Raw genomic sequence first — 25675 nt, 5'->3', positions numbered from 1 at the left:
TCATCTGTCATAATTTATTACTAAAGCTGAAGAACAAGAAATGAAGAAAATTAAATTATTACTATTTGTTTTTTTGCTGGGAACAGGAATGCTCTCCGTTTCAGCACAGGAATTGCCGGAATGGCAAAGTCAGTATGCCATTGGACTGAATAAACTGGTACCCCACAGTTATGTGTGGCCTTTTCAAGATAAAGAATCGGTGCTGGCGGGCGACTACGAGAACTCACCCTATTATAAAAGTTTAAACGGTGTGTGGAAATTTCACTGGGTAAAAAATCCCGATAATCGTCCGAAAGATTTTTACCACCCCGATTTTTATACCGGTGGCTGGGCCGATATTCAGGTGCCCGGAAACTGGGAACGACAAGGTTACGGAACAGCGATTTATGTGAACGAGAATTACGAGTTCGACCATGAATTATTCAATTTCAAAAAGAATCCGCCTTTGGTGCCTTACGCCGAAAACGAAGTGGGATCGTACCGCCGTAGCTTTACCGTACCCGAAAACTGGGACGATCGCCGCGTGGTGCTTTGCCTCGAAGGCGTGATTTCGTTCTACTATGTTTGGGTGAACGGCGAATTACTGGGCTACAACCAGGGTTCGAAAACACCGGCCGAATGGGACATCACTGATTATTTGCAGGAAGGTGAAAATACGCTGGCCGTGGAAGTGTATCGCTGGAGTGCCGGTTCGTACCTCGAGTGTCAGGATTTTTGGCGCCTGAGTGGTATCGAGCGCGATGTGTATTTATACAGCACGCCGAAAGCGCACATTGCCGATTATACCGTTACTGCTTTGTTGGAAAAGGAAAATTACAAGGATGGCCTGTTTGGTTTCGAGGTACAGGTGGAAGGCCTGAATACCGAAGAAAAACCGGTGTTAAGCTACCAATTGCTCGATCAGCAAAACAACGAAGTTTTTGCAGGAGAAGTGGCTGGCGAATTTTCTGAAGGAACAGGAAATTACCGCTTAAACGATCTTGTGATTCCGGAAGTGAATGCCTGGAGCGCCGAAAATCCTTATCTGTACCACCTGGTGCTTAACCTGGAAACTGCCGGTGGCAAACAACATTTAACTGGTCGCGAAATTGGTTTCCGTACTTCTGAAATTAAAAATGGTCAGTTTTGTATCAACGGAAAACCTATTTTGGTGAAAGGAGTAAACCGCCACGAACATTCCGATAAAGGCCGTACCGTGAGCAAAGAACTGATGTTGCAGGACGTGTTGCTGATGAAACAAAACAACATCAACACGGTGCGTAACTCACACTACCCAACGCATCCGTACTGGTACGAGCTGTGCAACAAATACGGTTTGTATATGATTGATGAAGCCAACATCGAATCGCACGGAATGGGTTACGGGCCGGCTTCGCTGGCGAAAGACACCGCATGGCTGTTGCCGCACATGGATCGCGTAAAACGTATGTACGAGCGTTCGAAAAACCATCCGGCCATTGTTATTTGGTCGATGGGGAACGAAGCCGGAAACGGAAGCAACTTCGAACACACTTACGATTGGCTGAAAGCAACGGATTCAACACGTCCGGTGCAGTACGAACGTGCCGAAGAAAACTACAACACAGACATTTACTGCCGCATGTACCGCAGCATCGACGAAATTAAAGCTTACGTTGCGAGAGAAGATATTTACCGTCCGTTTATTTTGTGCGAGTATGTGCACGCCATGGGAAACAGCGTGGGCGGCTTGCAGGACTACTGGGATGTGTTTGAAAGCGAACCGATGGCTCAGGGCGGTTGCATTTGGGACTGGGTAGATCAGACTTTCCGCGAAGTGGATGAAAACGGGAAGTGGTACTGGTCGTACGGTGGCGATTACGGCCCTGAAAATGTGCCGAGCTTTGGCAGTTTCTGTGCCAACGGTTTGGTAAATGCTGCCCGCGAACCGCACCCGCATTTATACGAAGTAAAGAAAGTGTATCAAAACATAAAAAGTTCGCTGGTTGATTCGAAGGACTTGACGATTTCAGTAAAAAACTGGTTCGATTTTACCAACCTGAATCACTACACTTTAAACTGGAAAGTAACCGCCGACAACGGCGAAGTGCTTGCCAGCGGAAAGCGAATTGTTGATGCCGCGCCGCAGGAAGAGGTAAGCGTTACCTTGGGCAAAGTTTCACTTCCGAAAAACAGTAGCGAAGCTTATCTTGATTTAAGCTGGACACCAAATACGCAACCCATCTGGAGCGATGTGCTTCCGGAGGTGGCGTACGATCAGTTTGTAATCGAAGGAAAGCCGGCTAAAAAACAAAGCGGAGAATCGCTTGCTACAGTTGCGATTCAGGTAGATGAAAATACCGGAGCCTTGACTTCTTACACCGTTGACGGTAAAGAAATGCTGGCTTCACCGGTGGTGCTGAGTCTGTACCGCCCGATTACCGAAAATGATAACCGCGACCGGAATAGTGCCCGTTTGTGGAAAGCTGCCGGCCTGAATCAGTTGCAGCAAAAGGCAATTTCGGTAAGTAAAAACAGCAAAAACACAACTGCGGTGGTGGAGTTGCAAAACGGCCAAAATCAGAAAGTGGGAGATGCCACATTTGTTTATGCCCTAGACAAGAACGGGAAATTGAGTGTAAAAACTACGCTGGAACCGGTGGATACGTTGGTGCAAACTTTTGCCCGCGTTGGATTGACTTTCGAAATGAACGATGGATTTAACCGGGTAAAATACCTCGGACGTGGCGACCATGAAACGCAGACGGACCGAAAGGCATCGGGGCGCATTGGCATTTACGAAACCACAGCCGAGCGCATGTTTCATTATTATGTGGTGCCGCAGGCTACCGGAAACCGCACCGACACGCGTTGGATGAACCTGACAAACAAAGCCGGAAAAGGCGTGGCTTTCGACTCGGATGCGCTGTTTCAGTTTAGCGTTCGCCCGTATACCGATCAGGTGATTGACGATGCCCGTCACATTAACGAGCTGTACCGCACCGGAACGATGACCGTGCATTTGGATGCCGCGCAAACCGGCGTGGGAACAGCAACATGTGGCCCCGGCGTTTTACCGCAATACCAGGTAAATAACCAGGACTACGAATTTGAATTCACGCTTCAGCCGCTGAAGTAATTGAATTTGAAAATGAAGAATTTGAAAACAGGAGTTAAGATTGATTAGCTCCTGTTTTCTTTTGGTGAATGGGTAAGTTGTGTGGCTGGATGTCGATTTGAAATCCCTTCGATGCAGACAACTTCTCAGATCATGACAAAACGCTTATTCAACAATAAATAAAAAGCTTACTTTTGGATTCCTGAGATTGAGAGGAACTTTCTAGACGATGACCAACCATCGTTTTCGACGTAAATGGATCAATGCAAATAAGCAGATAGAAACGAATTATAACCGGTATAACCACAAAAAATAAACTACAATGAAGAATGTATTACTAGTTGTCTTACTTTTTGTTTTCCTATTGGGGTGTTCTGCGCCTCCAAAAATCGAGCCGCCCGAAACCTACAGCGAAGCGCCCGATCCATCAGCCGACACTTTAACCGATTGGAGCACGGTGAAGCCCGGATTGCATGCCTCCATCGGCTCGATCGATGTGCGTTACAATAAAAGCCTGATTCCGGATTTGAAGCCGGAAAACACATGGGAGGGATTTGCCTGGCGTAACGAAATTCTTTCTGCTCAGTTGGTATTGTGGAACAGCGAGCCGTCAGGAATAGTAAGCTGCGAATTTTCGGAATTTAAATCCGAAGACGGATCTTCGATGCAGGCAAGTATTGCGCAGGCCCGTTTTGTGCGCTACGTGCTGACCGATGAGTTTGGCCCCGGATGCGGATACCGCAAACCCGAGGATTTTATCGCCCGCTTAAGTGCTGATGTGCTCGATACGCTTTCTGCTTTCGAAATGGAGGCCAATTCAACCCGCCCGGTTTGGCTTTCGTTTGATATTCCAATGGACGCGAAACCCGGAATTTACACATCAACGCTTCAACTGAAACTGAACGGTAAGAAACACAGCGCCTACAAGCTGCAAATTGAAGTGGCCGACTGCATTCTTCCCAATGCTGCGGATTGGAAATTTCACCTCGATTTATGGCAGAATCCTTATACCGTTGCCCGTGTTCACGATGTTGAACTGTGGTCGGCTGAACATTGGGAGGTATTGCGTCCGTTGATGAAACTGCTGGCCGATGCCGGGCAAAAAGTGATTACAACAACGCTGAACAATCGCCCCTGGGGAGGACAAACCGAAGATGCCTTCGGATCGATGATCGAATGGAACAAGCAGGCTGACGGAAGCTGGACATACGATTATTCGGTGTTTGATAAATGGGTGGAATTTGTGATGGAAGTCGGAATTAATCAGCAGATTAACTGTTACTCGATGGTTCCCTGGGGAAATGAATTTTATTATTTTGATGTGGCCAGCGGCGAAGAAGTGAAAATTAAAGCCGATCCCGGCTCAAAAGAATATGAAGCCCTTTGGACGCCTTTCCTTACTGACTTTGTAAAACATCTTGACGAAAAAGGATGGAAGGCGATTACACGCATTGCGATGGACGAGCGCGGACCGGAGGCCATGAAAGCGACGATTGGTTTAATTGAAAAAGTGGCTCCGGAAATGGGGGTTGCACTCGCGGATAATCACCAAAGTTACAATCAGTTCCCCGATCGTTTGATTGATCTTTGCGTGGCGCGAAATGCCGAAATAGAACCGGAAGTTTTGAAATACCGGAAAGAAAAAGGTTACGTTTCAACCTGGTATGTGTGTTGCGGTGATGCCTTCCCGAATGTCTTTACTTTTTCCAATCCTGCCGAAGCGGTATATATTGGTTGGCATACCATGGCGGCCGATTTGGACGGATTTTTACGCTGGGCCTACAACAGCTGGGTTAAAAACCCATTGACCGATTCGCGTTTCAGAACGTGGCCCGCCGGCGATACTTATATTGTGTATCCCGATGCACGGAGTTCAATCCGTTTCGAACGCCTGCGCGAAGGCATTCAGGATGCCGAAAAAATCCGTCTGTTAAAGGCAGAACTGACAGACAATTCTTCGGATGAGGCAAATGCTAAACTGAACCGGTTGGACGAGCTGCTCGAAAGGTGCAAGGCTAAAAACCGTCCCGACGATTTTGATGTACTAATGAAAGAAGGCAAGCAATTGTTGGAAGATTTGTCAAAATAAATAGCCGATTTGTTTACGTTTGAAAGATAGTTTTATCGACGATCCTTATCGGAAGAATAAAAATTGATTAATCGAATAAGCACGTTAAACATGGATAAAAACAAACTAAAGAGAATAGTACTGACCTTTTTTTTGTCAGTGTTTATGATAGCCTTTGCTTTTGGACAGATTATAATTCCGCAACCCAATAAAGTGGAGGAGCTTACCGGTACATTTCGTTATGAAAAAGGATTGTCTATCAATGCCGGAGACAAATCATTTGAGTTACTGATTCCCGGATTTGTGGAAGCTGCCAGGCGTTTTGCCGGAGTTTCCGTTACGGAAAAGCGAAAAGCGGACATTCAACTGGTTTACAATTCTAGGGTTGAGAATCAGGAAGGATATCGTTTAAGCGTTGAACCACAGAAAATAACTGTTGAAGCTTCTTCTGGTCAGGGATGTTTCTACGGGCTGCAGTCATTGCTTCAGCTTATTCTGTTTGCTGACAACAAAGGAGAAATAAAGTGCCTGCAAATGGAAGACGAACCCAGATACAGCTGGCGCGGATTGATGCTGGATGAATCCCGACATTTTTTTGGGAAAACGGAAGTTGAAAAACTTCTGGATCAAATGGCGCTGCTCAAACTAAATAAGTTTCACTGGCATTTGACCGATGAACCCGGATGGCGGATTGAAATAAGGAAATATCCTTTGCTCACTCAAATCGGGGGGCTAGGAAATTATTCCGATCCGAAAGCGCCTGCCCGGTATTATACGCAGGACGAAATTAAGGAAATACTAGCTTATGCTGCAGAACGATTTATCGAGATTATTCCGGAAATCGATATGCCGGGACACGCCACTGCTGCGGTAAAAGCGTATCCCGAATACAGCGGAGGAGGTTCGGAAAAGCACCCCGACTTTACCTTTAACCCCGGAAATGAAGCGACATATTCCTTTTTGACAGATATTCTGCGTGAGGTTTCAACCTTGTTTCCGTCAGATTATATTCATATCGGAGGAGATGAGGTGAGTTATGGTAACCAGCAATGGCCCAGCCTTCCGGGAGTAAAAAAGATCATGAATGAAAATGGACTGGAGGATCTGGTGCAGGTTGAGCATTATTTTTTGCGCCGGATGTCGGACTCAATCCAAAGCCTCGGGAATAAAATGCTGGGGTGGGACGAGGTGGTTTCGTCCGGAATAAACAGCAACCGTTCTTTGGTGATGTGGTGGAGGCACGATAAACCTGAGGTTTTGCAAAATGCATTGAACAATGATTTTCAGGTCGTGCTCTGTCCGCGAATTCCTCTTTATTTTGATTTTGTGCAGGATGAAAAGCACATTTCAGGCCGTAAATGGGGCGGAAAATTTGCACCTCTCGAAAGCGTTTATCGTTTTCCATCCGATGATTTTCTTCCTGCAGCAGCGATAACGGATAAGCGTGTTTTAGGCATTCAGGCCAACCTGTGGACCGAAACGATTGACGACAGTGAAAGACTGGAATTTATGACTTTCCCGCGCATCTCTGCCTTTGCAGAGTCGGGATGGACCCGCGAGAATTCAAAAAATTACGAGGACTTTCAACAGCGGATTAGTAAACTACTCGCGTTTTACAAAAAAGAACAAATTACAGTCTTCGATTTTACGTCTCCGAATAGCAAGGAAATTACCGGACCGGTGAAGTGACGTGTTTATAGCATCAGAGGAGCCGTTGGGTTTTGACCACTTGTTTTTTGTATTCAGTTCGTTGAAGGCTTTATGCTGAAACTCATGTCATATTTCGCAAAGCCGGATCAGAGTTGAGTCGAAAAGAAGCGAACAGTCAATTTGGAAGACTGCATAAATATAGGGAAACGGCTTTCAGCAAATGAAATACCTGTTTACTTTAAATGTGATTGATATTGTTTGATTTAGGTGCATTTTTGACTCCGGTCGAATCGGAATCGAAACGATACTCATCTTCCTGTTGAAGATCGAAGATTTGTGCATTATTTGTTTCCCTTGTTTTTTAGAGGGAATGTATCCCTTCTTATGCCGTTCCAATTCGGTGCATAATTCGTCATCCATTTAGAATATTTCGGTAATCTTAGTGTCTTTGTGAAAAAATATTAAGTGATTGATAATTATGCTCTTAGTGTTGTGGTAAGCACTTTCTTCATACCATTGCCTATTGTAATGACTATAGTATTACAGGAGAAGTGTGATATGCAAAAAAGTTGAAAACTGTATTTTGGGTCTGATAATATCTTATTTTTATTGAAAACCGGGGAATTTTTTACTGTTCTATTTATCCTTTTACTAAATAATTATTTTTGGGAGTCAGCCAGCATGGCAATGATTTGGGCTTCAATGTTCTAACTGTTTTATAGCTTTAGCAAAGCTATTATTTTCAAAATGAAAGTTAAATTGAGTATGAACGTTGGTATTATTCTTTTTGCTCTTGTAGCAGGATTATTTATTACGTCAAACGCCCAGCAGTTTGTCAAAATTCAGGAAATGGATATTTCACCGGCACAACAGACCTATGGAGCAACGGTAAAAAACCACTCGGTTACGGGAGAGCTATTATCAATTGCAGGTGAAAAGTTTACAGAAGGTATTGGCGTTCATTCCCACTCGGTTATCAAAATAAAGATGAACAATGGCAGCCGTTTTACGGCTCAAATTGGCGTAAATGACTCAGGAATCGATTATGAGGCCGCAACGATTCAGACCGTTCCGTTAGCGGATGGTAAACGGGTTTATTACAGGGTAACGGATGATGAAAAACAATTTGTAGGAATTGAAGGGAAGGATGGAAAGCCAGATCAGGGAAGTGTGGTGTTTAAGCTTCTTCATAACGGTAAAGAAATCTACAATAGTGGAATTATGTACCGGGGCGATTCGGTAAAAACGATTAATGAAGAAGTACGTGGGGGTATACTGGAATTGGTTGTTGAAGATGCCGGAGATGGAGAAAGCGGTGATCATGCGGTATGGATCAATCCACAGATTGAATACTTTGAGATTGCACCAACCGTTGCACAAATCGATTACGTGGAAGTCATTGAACAAGACGGAGCAATAAAAAAGATGCTGGATGCACAGATCAGCCAATTGACTGAAATTGAATATCCGTTGGCGCAACCGAGATATGATTGGCAGATTGACAATTCAAAAGTCAAAGCCGGCGTTTTTCGTGCTAACAACAACAAAGATATTGTGCTTACCAATGGGCTGGTTGCTCGCGTGTTTCGCCTTTCGCCCAATCTGGCTACCATCGACTACATGAACCAAATGACCGGGGAAAGTTTATTACGGGCTGTGTCGAACGAGGGTACACTTACTATCGATGGCAAAACCTACATAATTGGCGGACTCAGTGCGCAACCGGAATATGGTTATACCCTTATGAATTGGGTTGATCAGCTTGTTGTCACTCCAAATTCTTTTCAGGTTCAGGGATTTGAGATAAAAAATTTGGCAGACCGCATGCAGTGGAAACGAGAACGCTGGGCAGCCAATGATCAAATGCCTACCGGTAAAGAACTGGTGTTTTCACTAACCAAAGATGATATTCTGGTGAAAGTACATTTCGTAGTTTACGATGGCATTCCAACCATCAGCAAATGGATTGAAGTCATTAACAAAGGGAATCTGCTGGTTCATCTCAATCAATTCAAACTGGAACAACTGGCAATGGTAGAAGGAGAAAGCCTTGTTGAAATACCGAACGAGTGGATCAAGCCCAACATTCACATAGAAACAGATTACGCTTTTGGAGGAATGCAACAACGAAATTCCGATGTTACGACATACTGGCAACCCGATCCAAACTATACCTCACAAGCCAATTATCCGATGCAAACGCCCTGTTTACTGGAAATAAAGCCACCGTTGGGGCCTGAAATGGCAGTTTTGCCTGGCGATACATTCGCAACCTTCCGGGTTTGGGAAACGCCTATGGATAGTTACGATAAAGAAAGACAAGGATTGTTTATCCGAAAAATGTATAGAACCATTTCGCCCTGGACCACTGAGAATCCCATCTTTCTGCATCTGACCAATTCTAAAGAAGAAGTAGTTAAAACGGCTATTGATCAGTGCGCCGAGGTGGGCTACGAAATGATAATCCTGAGTTTTGGAAGCGGTGTCAATATGGAAGATGAATCAGAAGAAAACTATGCTTATTTTAAAAGACTGGTGGATTATGCACATTCCAAAGGAATTGAACTGGGCGGTTATTCTCTGCTTTCGAGCCGTTGGATCAGCGATGACGTGGATGTTATCAACCCCGAAACAGGTAAGCGGGGAGGGATGATATTTGGATCTTCTCCCTGTTTATGTAGTGAATGGGGATACAATTATTTCAGAAAAATTAAGAAGTTTTATGAGAAAACCGGAATGAGCGTATTTGAAAATGACGGTTCCTATCCAGGCAATGTTTGTGCCTCTACTACTCATGCTTATCACAGCGGACTCGGAGATTCTCAATGGAAACAGTATGCCCAAATCCAGGATCTGTACAAATGGATGCGGGGACAAGGTATATACATGAATGTTCCCGATTTTTATGTCAATTCTGGCACTAATAAAACAGGTATTGGTTATCGCGAAGTGAATTGGTCATTGCCACGCGAACGCCAACTGGTGCTGGGACGCCAAAATATTTACGACGGTTTGTGGACCCGAATTCCGAGTATGTGCTGGACTTTTACACCACTGACGCAATATCATGGAGGAGGTGCCGCTGCTACTATCGAGCCTTTGAAAGATCATTTGCAGGCCTACGAAAATCAAATGATGCAAAATTATGGATCAGGAGTTCAATCCTGTTATCGCGGACCTCGGTTGTACGATGCTCCCGAAACCAAAGAGCTCGTTATTAACGTAATTCAATGGTATAAAAAATACCGCGACATTCTGAACAGTGACCTGATCCATCTGCGTCGTCCGTCAGGAAAAGATTGGGATGGTTTTTTACATGTCAATCCGCAGCTTAAGGAAAAAGGATTAGCCATGTTTTTTAACCCAACCAAAGAAGATATGGAACGCGAAATAACTTTGCCTCTCTATTATACCGGCCTGACAAAAACAGCCATAATTAGCGAAAAAGAGGGGAAAGCACAAAAATGTCGGCTTAACCGCGATTACGAAGTGACGGTTAAAATTACCATCCCGGCTAATTCTTATAACTGGATAAAAATTGAGTAAAATAGTATCAAGAAATATTTCAATAAACTAATAATTGTAATAAAATCGCCTGTGGCTGAGATAGTAATCTGAGATTCTGATGAACCGCACTGTAAAATATCTCACACGAAAAAAGGCTGAACTAAAAGATTTGACACATGAAGAATATCCTGCCATTTCTGTTTTTTGTAACAATTTTAAGTTGTTCAAAACCGTCGGGACAACTGATGAAAACCTCGAATACGATTCCTGTCGATCAGAATGATACAAAGGATTCCATCGTCATTAAAGCCTCCCATGTGATACCAACTCCCAACCAATATGCAGCTTTAAACGATGAGTTTATTGCCTTTATTCATTTTGGTCCAAATACTTTTACCCGGATGGAGTGGGGAACAGGCATGGAAGATCCTAAGATCTTTGACCTTCGGGAACTGGATACCGACCAGTGGTGCAAGGCAATGAAAGCTGCCGGAATGAAAAAGGTCATCTTTACAGCGAAACACCACGATGGATTTTGTTTATGGCAAAGTCGCTATACAAAGCACGGGATTATGTCTTCTCCATTTAAAGATGGCAAAGGCGATGTATTAAAAGAATTGGCTGAGTCGTGCCGAAAATATGATCTGAAACTCGGAGTTTACCTTTCTCCGGCCGATTTATTTCAGATTGAAAACCCGGAAGGATTGTATGGTAACCTGAGCGAAAAGACTGAACGGGTTATCCCTCGCCAGGTTGAAGGACGTCCGTTTGACAATAAAACCACCTTTAAATTCACGGTGGACGATTACAACGAATATTTCCTGAACCAGTTGTTTGAGTTGCTTACTGAATATGGCCCCATTTACGAAGTTTGGTTCGACGGAGCCCATCCAAAACGAAAAGGAGGTCAAACATACGATTACATGGCCTGGAAAGAGTTAATTCGTACCCTGGCTCCTAAAGCGGTAATCTTCGGACGTGAAGACATCCGTTGGTGTGGGAACGAAGCGGGTAAAACCCGTGATACAGAATGGAACGTGATCCCTTATGACGAAGATCCAAACACTATGAGTCGTTTTGGAGATCTTACAGCGAAGTCATTGGGAAGCGGTGATGATTTGCTTAAAGGAAAATTTTTGCATTATCAGCCAGCAGAAACCAATACTTCTATTCGCGAGGGCTGGTTTTATCGTAACGATACCAAACAAAAAGTTCGGAGTGCTGATGATGTGTTTGACATGTACGAACGTTCAGTGGGCGGAAACTCCATTTTTTTACTCAATATTCCTCCCAATCGGCAAGGTTGTTTTTCAGACGAAGATGTTCTGGTTTTGGAAGAAGTAGGAAAACGCATTGAGCAAACTTATGGTGGCGATCTGCTTAAAGGTGCCAAAGGTCCTGCTGAAGTGTTGGACGGTGATCCAAACTCTTTCGAATTGCTTACAGGTGATGAGCAGACAATTGAAATTACCATGGATTCGGAAGTGGAAGCCAATCGCTTTGTCATTCAGGAAGCGATTGCAAGTCACAGCGAGCGCATTGAGAAGCACGCTTTGGATGCCTGGATCGATAACCAGTGGCAAGAAGTTGCGTCGGCAACTAACGTGGGGTATAAAAGGATTTTACGTTTCCCTACAGTAACTACTTCAAAATGGCGGCTGCGGATTTTGGAATCGCTTATGGTTCCTGCTATTGCAAAGGTTTCGGCCCATTATTATGAAAACCGTCCGCCGCAACTTGCTTTCTCGCGTAGTATAGATGGTTTGTTGACGATCGAGCCTAAGAAACATGATTTTGGATGGAAGCCTCATGGAGAAGACATTGCCCGAAATATCAATAGTGACCTGGAAATTCGTTACACGGTGGATGGAAGTGAACCAACCAAAAGCTCTATTTTATATGAAGGGCCATTCTTGCATGAGTCGGGTCAGGTAAAAGCCCGATCCTTTACAAAGGATCAATCGGGCAGTATTGCCGAAAAGACCTTTGGAATTATCAAAAAAGGCTGGAAACTATTTGGAGCCGATCAGGAAGCTGAAGGACATGCCGGAGCAATGGCTTTTGATGAAAATAGTCAATCCTATTGGTCTTCAACTCGAAAAGGTCCTCACTATTTGGCTGTTGATTTAGGACAAGAATTTAGGCTGTCAGGCTTTATTTATACGCCTCAAACCGCCAATGCTGATGGCATGATTGAAGAGGGCCTGATCAAAACAAGTGCAGATGGTAAAAGCTGGGATGCGCTTGAAGCATTTAAGTTTGGTAATTTGATTAATGACCCGACTCCCCGGACTCATTATTTTAATACGCCCGTATCTGCACGTTATGTTAGGATAGATTCAAAAATAATAGCGGGAGGGGCTTCTTCAGCAGCAATTGCTGAACTCGATTTTATAAAGGCAGAATAAATAAAATTACCTATTTGATTCAGAGCGTTCGGGGCGAAAAATTTTTAAAACCGGATAACATCCCGGATGAAGCTTAAACAAAGACGTTTCAATACATAATCAACCTGAAAAACAACTATGAAAAGGCGAAAATTTATAAAGACTGTTGGGACATCGACTCTGCTTTTGTCAGGTGGCTCACTTTTTCTTTCTTGTGATGGACAAGTGTATGAGATCTCTGAAGATGAGTTAAAAACATGGGCCAACTCGGCATTCAAGCGTTTCACGGAAGTTTGGGATTTTAATGATTTTTGGAAGCGTGGAAATACCTGTGATGCCTGCCTTGTTTTCATGGATGCTTTACATCAACGTTGGCCGGATGAACCATTTGTAAAAGAAATGCAAGTCTCAGTTACAGGAATACTAAAAGATAACCTGGCCTTTTTTAAGCGCTTTGATCCCGGATCTCTTTGGGCTGACGATTTTGGCTGGTGGGGATTGATGGCACTTAATGCCCGTAAACACTTGCTTAGAGTTGGTGAGAATGCATTGGCGGATGAATACCTGAAGATATCTACCGAATTATGTTGGGAGTATAAAAAGAAAAATGCCTACGATCAGACCGACACGGCACAACCAGTGCCACACGGATGCAGAAACGGAGATGCAAACGGAGACAGCAAAGGCGTAAAAAATACAGTTACCAATGTTTTGTTGTTCTTGCTTTCTTCGAAAATTTACCGGTTATCACTTCGTGAATCCATTGCTGATCGAGAAAAATACCTTGAAATGGCTTACCTGCAATGGCAGTGGTTCGACAATTGGTTTCAACTGAATGAATACGAATACCTGAAAAAGATGTCTGAATCGGCAGCCTTAGTGCAAGAACGCCCGATGGCCTTTTTTGAAGGTTCGGATTATCAGGAAAAAATCCATCCGCCATGGGCTAAAGGATGGGTATGGACCGGAGATCAGGGAATGCTGGTGGCTGCTTTGGTTGACATGCTGGCTGTAAAAAATGAACTGTCTGATTGGATTTCAACTCATAACATTGATCCCGGTTTTGATCCGGATAACTTTGATGTAAAGGTCCGATCGCTCATAAAAGTTATTGGCAATGGAATAAAAATGGCCTTGGTTGGTAATTCCGATGATATAATCCGTGAAGCACCTTGCTTGTCAAGCTTTGGTCCGGCACATGGGAACGACTACCTGGCAGGACGTGGCATAATGATGCGTTATCTTGGTGCGAAGGAAGTTGCTCCCTTATTGGACATTGACTTAAGCGACAATTTTATAGCTACGGCAAAAGCAATTTGGATAACAAGAGACAAGGAGAACAACCAGTTTCAACCTGAGTTTTCGGAAGTTGAAAATGACCGGAACTATATTCAACAATTCAGAAATTTATGGGGAATCGCGGATGATGTTTTGACCTGGGATTTGCATAAAATGAAGGAACAAAACAAATATGGTGTTTGTCAATCTGTTGGATTAGATGCACTTGGAGCGGTGTTGAGGTTGTTTAATTAAGGCTGATCTTTATGAATGAAGCACTTGTTGTATTCGATGACAAAAAATATTTAGGATTTCTAACTTGGTGATTATTATATAATTAACGGACTATGAAATTAATAGCTTTAATATTTTTATTTCTCGTAATTTCTTCGCGGGGATTTGCTCAAAACCATCCCGATGCGCTCTTTTTTAAAGACCGCCTGCAAGCACTTTCCAATGAAAATATTTTTAAAACAGATGATTATTATAACTGGTGTTCCTCGATTATAAAGGGCGAGGATGGTAAGTACCATCTGTTTTATTCGCGTTGGCCCAAAAAATATACTTTTTTGAGCTGGCTGACTCATTCGGAAGTGGCACATGCTGTTGCAGATTCTCCCTCGGGACCTTGGAAATATAAAGAAACCGTACTGCAGAGTCGCGGAAAAGGACACTGGGACGCTATTACGGTTCACAATCCAAAAATCAAAAAATTTAATGGGAAATATTATCTCTACTATGTTGCGACTAACATGGGAGACAAAGATTACACCGAAGAGGAATTAATTGAAACTGCACGCGTTGGTTATAATCACCCCAACTGGAAAACATACCTGCGACCAAATCAACGTACTGGAGTTGCTGTTGCCAACTCAATAAATGGCCCCTTGGAACGAATGGAACACCCCTTGATTGAGCCTTCAGGACCGATTACCACTTTGACCGTGAATCCGGCGATAGCACAGGGGAAAGACGGCAAATATTATTTGATTGTAAAAGGTGATAAGCCCAATGAAACGCGCTTTATCCGAAACCAGGCAATGGCCGTTTCAGATTCACCTGTTGGCCCGTTTGTAATTCAGGAAAAGCCTGTCATAGACTACCTCGATACAGAAGATATGTCGCTGTGGTACGATGCGAAACGCGATTACTTTTATGGGGTATTTCATGCGCATTCTTTCATTGGGATGGTCAGCTCTACTGATGGAACGAACTGGAAAAAAGCAACCGAATATGTCTTAACTCCCAAAAAGTTGGAGTTGAATGATGGAAGCATGCTGGAACCTGATCGTTTGGAGCGTCCGTTTGTCTATCTCGAAGACGATGAACCTAAAGTCCTTTCGTTGGCCGTAAAAAAAGGAGATGAGGCTTACATCGTTTTTGTTCCGGCAAAAGAACAAAAAAGGCCGGTTCCGAACAAGCGTCAGCAGGCTTGGCAGGAAGCCGAATTAGGTGCCGTATTTCATTACGATTTACATGTGTTTGATGGTGAGAAATATGGACAAGGCAATAACCGTATTGATCCGGTAGCCGATTATCAGGTTTTCAATCCAAAGAATCTGGACACTGATCAGTGGATAAAAGCGATCAAGGACGCCGGTTTTAAATTTGCTATTCTGACAGCCACACATGAGACAGGCTTTGCGCTGTATCAGTCAGACGTAAATCCTTATTGCATGAAAGCTTTGAAATTCCGGGACGGAAAGGGTGATTTGGTGCGCGACTTTGTGAATTCATGTCGTAAGTATGGAATCAAACCGGGGATTTACCTGGGAATACGTTGGAACTCTTTTTTAGGCGTGCATGATTTTAAAGTAAACGGAACAGGTGAGTTCCGCGAAAATAGGCAGAAATGGTACAACCGGATGGTTGAAGGTATGGTTAAGGAAATTTGTACCAACTATGGCGACCTGTTCGAGATATGGTTCGATGGTGGTGCCGATTCTCCTGAAAATGGTTCGCCGGATGTTTTGCCTATTGTTCAACAATATCAGCCCAATTGTTTGTTCTATCACAATAAGCAGCTGGCCGAGGCGCGTTGGGGAGGTTCTGAATCGGGAACAGTTGCATACCCCTGTTGGTCCACTTTTCCCTATTTTTCAACCGGGGCAGGGGAGTCGGCTCATCAGGAGATTGCTAAAAATAACTTTCAGTTATTGAAAGAAGGAAATCCGAATGGAGATTATTGGATGCCAGCCATGTCTGATGCGCCTTTGAGAGGATATAACGGACGGCATGAGTGGTTTTGGGAACCCGGAGATGATGCGCATATTTTCCCTTTGGAGAGCTTGGTGAATATGTATTATAAATCTGTTGGTCGGAATTCGACATTGATTATGGGATTGACTCCTGACCCTGATGGATTGCTACCCGAACCGGATGTTAAGCGATTGAAAGAATGGGGAGAGGAAATCAAGCGTCGTTTTGAAACGCCTGTGGATCAAATGATGGGAGAAGGTGAGAAGCTTGTTTTGAAACTGCCCAATGCTCAACAAATAAACCATGTGATTATTCAGGAGGATATTGCATTGGGAGAACGGATACGTCGTTATAAAGTAGAGGGTTTGGTTAATGGCAGATGGACTAAGTTATGCGAAGGCCAATCAATTGGACAAAAGCGGATTCAGCAATTTGATGCTGTTGCATGTTCTAAAGTCCGATTAATTATAGAGCAGGCTGATGATGTTCCTTCGATTAAGAACTTCGCTGTTTATCAGGTTAAATAAGGATACTTCATACATATAGGCCAACCTGTGGGCCTGGGCGATTGACGACAGTGAAAGACTGGAATTTATGACTTTCCCGCGCATCTCTGCCCTTGCAGAGTCGGGATGGACCCGCGAGAATTCAAAAAATTACGAGGACTTTCAACAGCGGATTAGTAAACTACTCGCGTTTTACAAAAAAGAACAAATTACAGTCTTCGATTTTACGTCTCCGAATAGCAAGGAAATTACCGGACCGGTGAAGTGATGTGCAGAATTTCAATGATTGTTATTTTTGATGGTAGTTCGTAGTGAGTGCGATTTTAATGATCAAATCGAGTTGGTTTAAATGTTGAAACATATACTGTTGCATTATTTGGCGGGAGCAGAGAACAGGCAAAATCTTTCTTCTCGATAAAGTCTCTCTTTGATTTCAATATAATAATATTCTGAATCAGAGATATGAAATTTGAATAGAATTAGCGTTATGCAAGATTCGAATATGCATTCATTAGTGCCTCTATAACAGGCAGTTATTTGAGTTGTGTTTTTGAGGGTCACCGTTTCGTTCATATTTGAAGAACTTTTCATCTCAGATATTAAGAGTTGATAAAATTGGTAGTAAAAAACCGGATCGTTCTTTAATAAAATACTTTTTTATTGTATGTTCGGGGTATTATTTAACGACCATATTTTTTGACTATGGAATCAATCCTCGTTTTTTGGCGGAAAGATTGAGGGGAAAATTGTTCCAATGTTGATGCTGCTAAGTTATTCTTTTCTCATGTAGCCTTATTCTATAAAAGGCAAGTTTTAGACATTTTATCAATTACAAGACGACACTATTTTTATTAGCCAGATGTGCGCTTAGTTGCTGCATTTGTTTTTCAGTTGAGGTGAAGTATTATGTATAAAAATATACGTGGGCGATACGATCTTCTGTAAAAACTGTCTGGGATTGAAATTCTATTAATAATGACAAATAGCTGTAATCTAATAACTAAATAACTTGATAAAGATGAAGAAGCTAATTTTAGTAATAACAATTTTTCTTTCAGTCGCAACTGCATTTCCCCAAGGAAAAAGAATCGGGAATGAGGCAGAAGTTCAAAAGAAGGAACGGATGGGGTGGTGGGTTCACGATCGCTTTGGAATGTTTATTCATTGGGGAATTTATGCATTGCCGGCTCGCCATGAGTGGGTGAAAAATTACGAAAGAATATCTGACGAACAGTACCAAAAGTATTTCGATAACTTTAATCCTGATTTGTACAATCCCAAAGAGTGGGTGCGAAAAGCAAAAGAAGCAGGAATGAAATATGTGGTGCTTACAACCAAACATCACGATGGTTTCTGTCTGTTCGATTCAAAATATACCGATTATAAGGCAACAAATACTCCGATAGGCCGTGATTTGGTTAAAGAATATGTAGATGCTCTCAGGACAGAAGGATTAAAGGTTGGTTTTTATTATTCACTTCTCGACTGGCATCATCCCGATTATACAATCGACGGGTTTCATTCACAACGTGTAGAGGATGAAAAAGAATACGCTAAACTGAACAAAGGGCGTGATATGAATAAATACCGTGAGTATTTGCATAATCAGGTTCGGGAATTATTAACAAACTATGGTAAGATTGATTTGCTTTGGCTCGATTTTTCCTATCCGGGAGAAAACGGGAAAGGTTCAAAAGACTGGGATTCTGAAAACCTATTAAAGATGGTTCGTTCGTTGCAACCTGGCATTATTGTTAACGACCGTCTTGACTTGAATGAGTACGAAGATGGCTGGGACTTTACAACACACGAACAGTATAAAGTATCGAAATGGCCGGAAGTAAACGGTAAAAAAACTCCATGGGAAACCTGTCAGACGTTTAGCGGTTCTTGGGGCTATTACCGTGATGAATATACATGGAAAGACTCCAAACAATTATTGGGTCTGCTTATCGAATCGGTAAGCAAGGGTGGAAACCTGATTATGAATGTTGGCCCCACAGCCCGGGGTGTTTTCGACGAACGGGCAAATGCTTCTCTTGCTGCTTTTGGTAATTGGATGAAATACAATAGTCGCTCGATATACGGTTGTACCCAGGCGCCGGAAGAATTTGAGGCCCCGGCGATGAGTTTGTTAACCTACAATCCGGAAACAAACCGTTTGTACATTCATCTGCTCGATTATCCGCTACAAAACCTTGTTCTTCCAAATTATAAGGGAAAAGTGAAATATGCGCAGTTGCTTCATGATGGTTCGGAGATTGCAGTTAGTGCGCGTTCTGCAGAAGACATAAAGGAAAATGAATATCCTAATGATTTGACTTTGAGTTTACCTGTTCGAAAACCAAACGATGAGATTCCGGTAATTGAATTAATTCTGGAATAGAAAACATAATTGAAAAATTACTCAGATGAAATATTTGAAGCCAATAATTGCTTTAGCTTTCTCTTTTGTATTGACGACTGTTTTTGTCGCATGCTCTGTTAATAATAAAGAAATCCAGGTAGACAGCCCGGCTGGAACTCTAACCGTAAAAGTTTTTATGGCTGACGAAAGGCTTTCTTATTCTGTTTCTTCAGGTTATACTCCTGTTTTAAAAACATCTTCTTTGGGTTTAACTGTTGACAGTGTAGATTTAGGACATAACACAAATATTCTGTCTGCTTCCGGAATACAGGAGATTAATGAAGAATATCCGTTATTTGGAAATCATTCTGTAGCCCGAAATCATGCCAATGAAATAAAGATTAAGATGAAAACTTCGGGGAAGGAATTTAGCCTGATTGTACGTGTGTATAATGACGGAATCGCAGTTCGTTATACAATTCCCGAAGGAACAAAGTATATAAATGAAGAAAGTACCTCGTGGAATATTCCAGAAGGGACATCAAAGATTGCATGGTCTGAATTTAATCCGTCGTACGAAGAGTTGAGCTACGTCACTCCTCTAGAAAAAGTTCCGCAAAATAATCCGGTGATGGGGCCGCTAACGTTGAAAACAGATGGTTACTATCTTTCATTCTCTGAAGCCGATTGCGAAGACTTTCCCGACATGGTTTTTATCCGCAATGGTAATTTCTTTAATGTATGTTTCCCGGCAGCTGAGCAGGGATGGGAACTTAACCGACTGGCTGAAAACAATCCACAGGCATTGGATGGCACTTACAACGGCGAAAAAGTTACTCCGTGGAGGACTACCATTATTGCCAAGGATTTAAACGAACTGGTTAATTCCGATTTAATCACAAATGTATGTCCGGCGCCGTCCAAAGGTTCCGACTTTTCGTGGGTAAAACTCGGTCGCTGTTTGTGGCAGTGGTGGAGCATTGGCGCGCCCAGGTATGAAGACCAGAAAGACTGGTATGATGCAGCAGCTAAGTTAAAATGGGAATATTATCTTATTGACGATGGTTGGCGTTACTGGCAACAACCCAGTAAAGATCAGTGGAAATTGCTTGAGGAGGTTATTGGATATGGAAAAAGAGTAGGAGTGAAGTCGATTGTTTGGGTCGATTCTGAAGAATTCAGAGCGGCCAAAGAGCGTCGGACATATCTCGAAAAAGTTAAGGAAATTGGAGCCGATGGAATAAAAATAGACTTTATTCCTGAGCCCACTTCCGAAATAATGCAGTGGTACATGGGAACCATGCAGGATTGCGCCGAGTTGAAACTGCTCCTGAATTTTCATGGGAGTGTAAAACCTACCGGCTTGCAGCGTACTTACCCAAATGACATTACGCGCGAAGCAGTTCGGGGTAACGAATATCATATGACAAGATATGACCGTGTAATGTCGTTCGACCACGATGTTTGTTTGCCATTTACCCGCTTAATGACAGGGCCTGCCGATGTAACCCCGGTAATGTTAAATCCGGAGGAACTAACTACTTCCAGGTTCACCTGGGCGCACGAGTTTGCACAGGCAATTGTTTACCTGTCTCCGGTTACACATTTTTGCGACCAATACAAGTTTTACCTCGAAAGCCCGATGTTTGATTTGTTTCAGGAAATTCCAACTGTATGGGACGAAACAAAGGTTTTACCTTGTACTGATATGGGAGAGGTGGTTGCTTATGCCCGGAGAAAAGGAAGTACCTGGTGGATAGGTATTATGAATGGAGCAAATGAAAGAGAAGTAACAATATCGTTAGATTTTCTGAATGGTCAAACACCGGCGACCTTAGTTTTTGATGGGGAGGTTAATACAAGTATCGACCGCAAAGAACTGGTTTTGTCGCCTGATGAAAGATTAATGGTGCGTTTAATCCCCGGAGGAGGATTTGTTGGCCGCTTGTCTGGAGCCGAAAAATCTGTTAATTAAATAGGAGAATAAAGAAATCGCAGGCGAAGAATTCGTGTTTGAAGGACTTTGCTTTGTTCTAAGAAACAATTGGCCGTCATTGCTTTATGCCGCGATTAAATTATATCTTTGAGAGAATTGGGACAGTAAATAATTTAAAAAATAAGATACTCCACAGCGGAGTTGTTTGGGATAGGCAGTAGTTGGTTGTTTAGTCTATTCTTACATTCATTAATTTCTAAATATTTGATTGTTGAACTTTTGAGTTAATTCTTTAAAGAGAAGAGCTATGGAGATAAACGAGGAAAAACTCAATTTTGATAAAGATGCAATATTTCTGACGCGTCATTATAAACAAGACTATTTTACTTCCCCCCGACATTTTCATAACGAATACGAAATTGCCTACATTGAACAAAGTGAAGGTAAACTTTATGTAGGGAATAATATTGTTGATTTTAAGGCGGGGAACTTGTTTATTTTTGCTCCAAAGCTGATTCATAGTTTTAAAAATTCCAAAAAAAATAGTGAGAAAGGGACTGCCAAAGCAACCATTGTTCTCTTCAAAAAAGAATTTTTAGGAGATTCTTTTTTTGACCGCAAAGAAGCCATGCTTCTTAATAAGTTACTTGCCAATTCTGAGGCTGGGATAAAAATATTTAAGCCATCGCGCGAGGTGCTTAAGCTGATGAAGAAATTGTCTTTCAATAGTGGGTTAAAGAGTATTCTTGATTTGTTGACTATTCTTGATCTCTTATCGAAGAGTGAAGATTATGAATTGCTTACTGCCCGATGGGTAAAAAAGTTCTATTACAAGATAAGCGATAGTTTGATTAAAGATATAGTCTCTTTTGTTGAAGAAAATTATGCTGATGAAGATATTTTTAAAAGAGCCGTAGAATTATCTGGAATGGGAACAGCTTCTTTTTCCCGGTATTTTAAAAACAGAACTGAAAAAACTTTTTCGCAATATCTTAACGAGGTTCGAATAAATAATGCGCAAAAAATGCTGATCAATACAAATCTTGATATTAACGAGATTTGTTCCAGTTGCGGGTATAACAGCCTGTCTTATTTTAGTCGTCAGTTCAAACAAAAAAACGGCATCAGTCCCCACGATTTTCGAAATACTTATTTAAAAATACACTCTTTCTAAAGGATTAAGTGTTGATCGGACATTAATCTATGTTTTCTTCAATGGCTTGGAATCTTGGCTATCTATTTCGTTACGTACTGTTTATTTGTTAGCATTAGTTTTGCTTTGAAGTTTATTGTCTCTTATTTGAACTTAATTAACCTACTTTTTGGTCGTAACATCGCTTACCTACTTTTAACTCCTGAAAAGAAATTTGAATAAAGTCTGCAATTAATAGACGTCATTTCCAAGGCAAAAAGGAAAAAAGTATCCCGATTCAAATTCTGTTTCTGAAAACAAAATAAAAATGGCGAATAACGTAACAACGATTAAAACATGACAAGCATTGATAACCTAACATTCGCCTTTTATATACTTGCTTTTGTTTTTACTGGAGTAATCGCCGGAAGAAAACGTAGAACCGATGCCGCCGATTTTTATATCCGTCAGAATCATCTTCCCTGGTATGTTATTGGATTCTCTCTTGTTGCTGCCGGAATAAGCAGCGAACAATTTATAGGTACTGTGGGAGCAGTGTATAGCCGGGGCTTGGTAACAGCAAACTGGGAATGGGGGATAGCGCCGGCAGTAATAATTATGGTGGTGTTTTTTGTTCCTTATTATCTGAAAAATAAGATACTTACAACACCTGGTTTCTTAGAGAGGCGCTTCGATAAGCGGGTGAGTTCGTTGTATGCAATATTATCAGTATTTATTTATGTTTTTATAAACCTGGCAGGGGTACTGTATTCCGGCGGGTTTGCAATGAGCCAGATATTGGGCGTAAATATTTATGTGTGTATCGTAATTATAGCCTTGGTTGTTGGTTTCTTTTCTATTTATGGAGGAATGGCTTCTTTGGCCTGGACCAGCGTATTGCAGGCAAGTATGTTGTTAGGGGGAGGCTTCCTGCTTTTTGTGTTGGGGCTTAATCGTATCGACGGAGGCTTGGTTGCAATTATCGGAGAAGGAGAAAGGGCGCATTTAATCCGTCCAGCAACTGACCCTGAAATTCCATGGACAGCTTTGCTGGTTTTGATGTTCTCTACCAACATCTGGTACTATTGTACCAGTCAGAATATTAATCAAAGTGTTTTAGGGGCAAAAAACAGATGGCACGGTCGTATTGGATTGATATTTGCCGGATTTTTGTTGCTTTTTGTCCCTTTAGCCGATGTTTTTCCCGGGCTTATTGCCTATCGTTTAAATCCTGACTTGCCAAAAGCAGATATGGCTTTTGTATTTGTTACCCAGCAGTTGCTCCCCGTTGGAGGTGCTGGCATAATGTACGGGGTGTTGATTTTTTCAGTTGTTACAGCAGTACTTTCCGGCATCAACGGAGTTTCAACAATTTTTACATTCGATATTTATAAGAAGTTTTCGAAAAAGCAGGTTGATGATAAACGCCTGATTAAAATGGGACGTATTTTCTCCGCTTCCGTATTATTTGTCGGAGCATTATATACCCCTGTAGTTGGAAGCTTCAAACATATATTCGATTTTTTCCAGGAATGCTGGGCGTTTGTGGCAGTTCCCATCTCACTTACTTTTTTGTTGGGAATTTTCTTCCGGCGGATGTCGGCAAAGCTGGCTTTTTATCTGCTATTGCTCACTTTCCCGATGTTTCTAATGCCTTATGTGGTGAAGCTTCTCGGAATAACCATGAATATTTTCAATGTAGCAGGTATTGTATGGATTATCACTTTTGTTGCCTGCTTGCTTTACATGTTTTTGATTGATAAGTCAGAAAAAAATCAGGAAAAAATACTCTTTCTCTTTGAAAAAATAAAAGTGCCATGGTATAAGAATATTGTATTGTGGGCGGTAATTCTGGTCGCCTGCTATTTTACCGTTTATGTGTTGCTGTGGTAGTTAAGTAAAAACTAATTAAAAGCGAAATGATGCAAATATCATCATTATTAAGAATAGAAAACAAACACTTGCTGGTTGACATATTCCCCAAAGGAGGTGGAAAATTAACAAGCATTTATAATAAAGAACTCGGGTGCGAATTTTTATGGAGAAATGAAGCTCTTAATCTACAAAGTTATGCAACGGGTACTGAATATGATCCTGCATTTTATGGGGGGGTTGACGAGTTGTTGCCCAACGATATTCCGGAAAATGTTGATGGAATGGAATTCCCTGATCATGGAGAATTATGGACTCAGTCTTTAACTGCTTCTTTCATGGATAATTGCGTGACATTAAAAGGGCTTTTACCTGTTTCAAAGTTGAATTATCAAAAATCTATTCGCTTGGATGATAATGGCCCGTTTATTCATACGAGTTATATAATAACCAATGAAAATACTCAGCCTGTAAAATTCTTATGGAAACTCCATGCAGCGTTGAAGATTAAAGAAGGCGACCATGTTTTGTGCAGTGCGGGAAAAGGGCAGGTTGTTGATCCGGAGTATTCTCGTTACAAGCAAACTACTCCGTTTGAATGGCCACTTCTGGAACAGAATGATGTGTCGCTTGTCCCTCCGGAAAATGATACAATGGATTTTTATTACCTGTATGAATTGGGAAATGGAGAAGTAGGACTGGCCACCAAAGAAGGCACCTATTTCGGCTATCGTTTCGATAAGCAGGTATTCCCATATGTGTGGCTCTTTGCTTCTTACGGAGGTTTTCTAAATCACTATACTGCAATTTTGGAGCCTTGCACAACAATGCCTGTATCGGTAAATGATGCCGCCCGGTTGGGACAAACAATGATTTTGCAACCCGGAGAATCAATGAGTACGCAAGTGACGATTATTGCCGATAGTTTAACAAACACAACAAAGAATAAATAAAAGATTAACCAATGAGAACCAATAGACCAAAAGTATTAGTAACAGGTGCAGCTTCAGGGACCGGAAAAGCTACTGCAATGCGTTTTGCTTCAGAAGGATATGATGTCTGCCTTAACGATGTTCAGGATATGGAGAGTGTATTTGCTTCTCTTTCTCCCGGAGATCATATTGCAGTGAGGGGAGATTACGCAGATGAAAAAACAATAAATGAGTGCCGTGATCGGATTCAGTTGCACTGGGGACAATTGAACGTTCTTGTTAATTGTGCGGGAATTAGTGTGAAAACTGTTGTTGCAGAAACAAATACAGAAGATTGGGAGCGTATTTTTCATCTTATGTCCAGAGGTGCGATTCAAATGAGTAATCTGGCAATTCCGTTTATGGCTAATGGAGGAAGGATCATCCATATTACATCAATTCATGGCGAAAGAGCTGAATTTGGATCCGGCAGTTATGCTATGGCCAAAGCGGCTATTAATCAATATTGCCGGAATCTGGCGAATGAACTCGCTGATCGTAATATCCTGGTAAATGCCATTGCCCCTGGTTTTGTGAATACGCCCATGTCGGTGGTTGACGGGGCAAATGAACTGGAAAGCGAATGGTTCAAATGTAACTATGTTGACGGGCATCATTTACCGCTCCGCAGGCCAGCTCAACCGGAAGAAATTGCCGGTGTTGCTTTTTTCCTTGCAGGGAAAGATGCATCCTATATCACCGGACAGGTTATCACAGTAGATGGTGGCTTAACGATTACCTTTTAA

13 protein-coding genes are annotated in these 25675 nt (G+C 42.1%); all 13 read left to right on the top strand.

The annotated features are described in order from the left end of the window. Nucleotides 1-40 precede the first annotated feature (40 nt). Nucleotides 41-3097, top strand: a complete 3057-nt coding sequence (locus MR764_RS15820) for a glycoside hydrolase family 2 TIM barrel-domain containing protein (RefSeq protein WP_247980416.1) — start codon at nt 41-43, stop codon at nt 3095-3097. A 301-nt stretch (nt 3098-3398) separates the two neighbouring features. Then, entirely contained in the window at nt 3399-5165 is a 1767-nt protein-coding gene (locus tag MR764_RS15815) for a glycoside hydrolase domain-containing protein (protein WP_247980415.1), read from the top strand. 90 nt (nt 5166-5255) lie between these two features. Then, the gene (locus MR764_RS15810) at nt 5256-6833 is read left to right on the top strand and encodes a beta-N-acetylhexosaminidase (protein ID WP_247980414.1); all 1578 of its coding nucleotides are present in this window, start codon (nt 5256-5258) and stop codon (nt 6831-6833) included. A 708-nt stretch (nt 6834-7541) separates the two neighbouring features. Then, nucleotides 7542-10340 (top strand): NPCBM/NEW2 domain-containing protein, encoded by a 2799-nt coding sequence (locus tag MR764_RS15805; RefSeq protein WP_247980413.1) that lies wholly within the window; start codon nt 7542-7544, stop codon nt 10338-10340. Nucleotides 10341-10477: 137 nt separating this feature from the next. Further along, entirely contained in the window at nt 10478-12709 is a 2232-nt protein-coding gene (locus tag MR764_RS15800) for an alpha-L-fucosidase (RefSeq protein WP_247980412.1), read from the top strand. A 117-nt stretch (nt 12710-12826) separates the two neighbouring features. After that, nucleotides 12827-14221 (top strand): hypothetical protein, encoded by a 1395-nt coding sequence (locus tag MR764_RS15795; RefSeq protein WP_247980411.1) that lies wholly within the window; start codon nt 12827-12829, stop codon nt 14219-14221. Between the two features lie 92 nt (nt 14222-14313). After that, nucleotides 14314-16692 (top strand): alpha-L-fucosidase, encoded by a 2379-nt coding sequence (locus MR764_RS15790; protein WP_247980410.1) that lies wholly within the window; start codon nt 14314-14316, stop codon nt 16690-16692. A 997-nt stretch (nt 16693-17689) separates the two neighbouring features. After that, nucleotides 17690-19057 carry an alpha-L-fucosidase gene (locus MR764_RS15785; RefSeq protein ID WP_247980409.1) on the top strand — a complete coding sequence of 456 codons (1368 nt, stop codon included), beginning with the start codon at nt 17690-17692 and terminating at the stop codon, nt 19055-19057. A 25-nt stretch (nt 19058-19082) separates the two neighbouring features. Further along, nucleotides 19083-20993 carry a glycoside hydrolase family 97 protein gene (locus tag MR764_RS15780; RefSeq protein WP_247980408.1) on the top strand — a complete coding sequence of 637 codons (1911 nt, stop codon included), beginning with the start codon at nt 19083-19085 and terminating at the stop codon, nt 20991-20993. A 268-nt stretch (nt 20994-21261) separates the two neighbouring features. After that, the gene (locus tag MR764_RS15775; protein ID WP_247980407.1) at nt 21262-22128 is read left to right on the top strand and encodes an AraC family transcriptional regulator; all 867 of its coding nucleotides are present in this window, start codon (nt 21262-21264) and stop codon (nt 22126-22128) included. 315 nt (nt 22129-22443) lie between these two features. Further along, the gene (locus MR764_RS15770; RefSeq protein ID WP_247980406.1) at nt 22444-23979 is read left to right on the top strand and encodes a sodium/solute symporter; all 1536 of its coding nucleotides are present in this window, start codon (nt 22444-22446) and stop codon (nt 23977-23979) included. A 26-nt stretch (nt 23980-24005) separates the two neighbouring features. After that, the gene (locus tag MR764_RS15765) at nt 24006-24911 is read left to right on the top strand and encodes a hypothetical protein (RefSeq protein WP_247980405.1); all 906 of its coding nucleotides are present in this window, start codon (nt 24006-24008) and stop codon (nt 24909-24911) included. Between the two features lie 11 nt (nt 24912-24922). After that, nucleotides 24923-25675, top strand: coding sequence for an SDR family oxidoreductase (locus tag MR764_RS15760; protein WP_247980404.1), 753 nt, complete (start codon nt 24923-24925; stop codon nt 25673-25675).

Source organism: Maribellus sp. YY47 (assembly GCF_023111095.1).
Lineage (GTDB): Bacteria > Bacteroidota > Bacteroidia > Bacteroidales > Prolixibacteraceae > Draconibacterium.
Note: the sequence above shows the minus strand (reverse complement) of the source record. Positions and strands in the feature narration are given on the sequence as shown.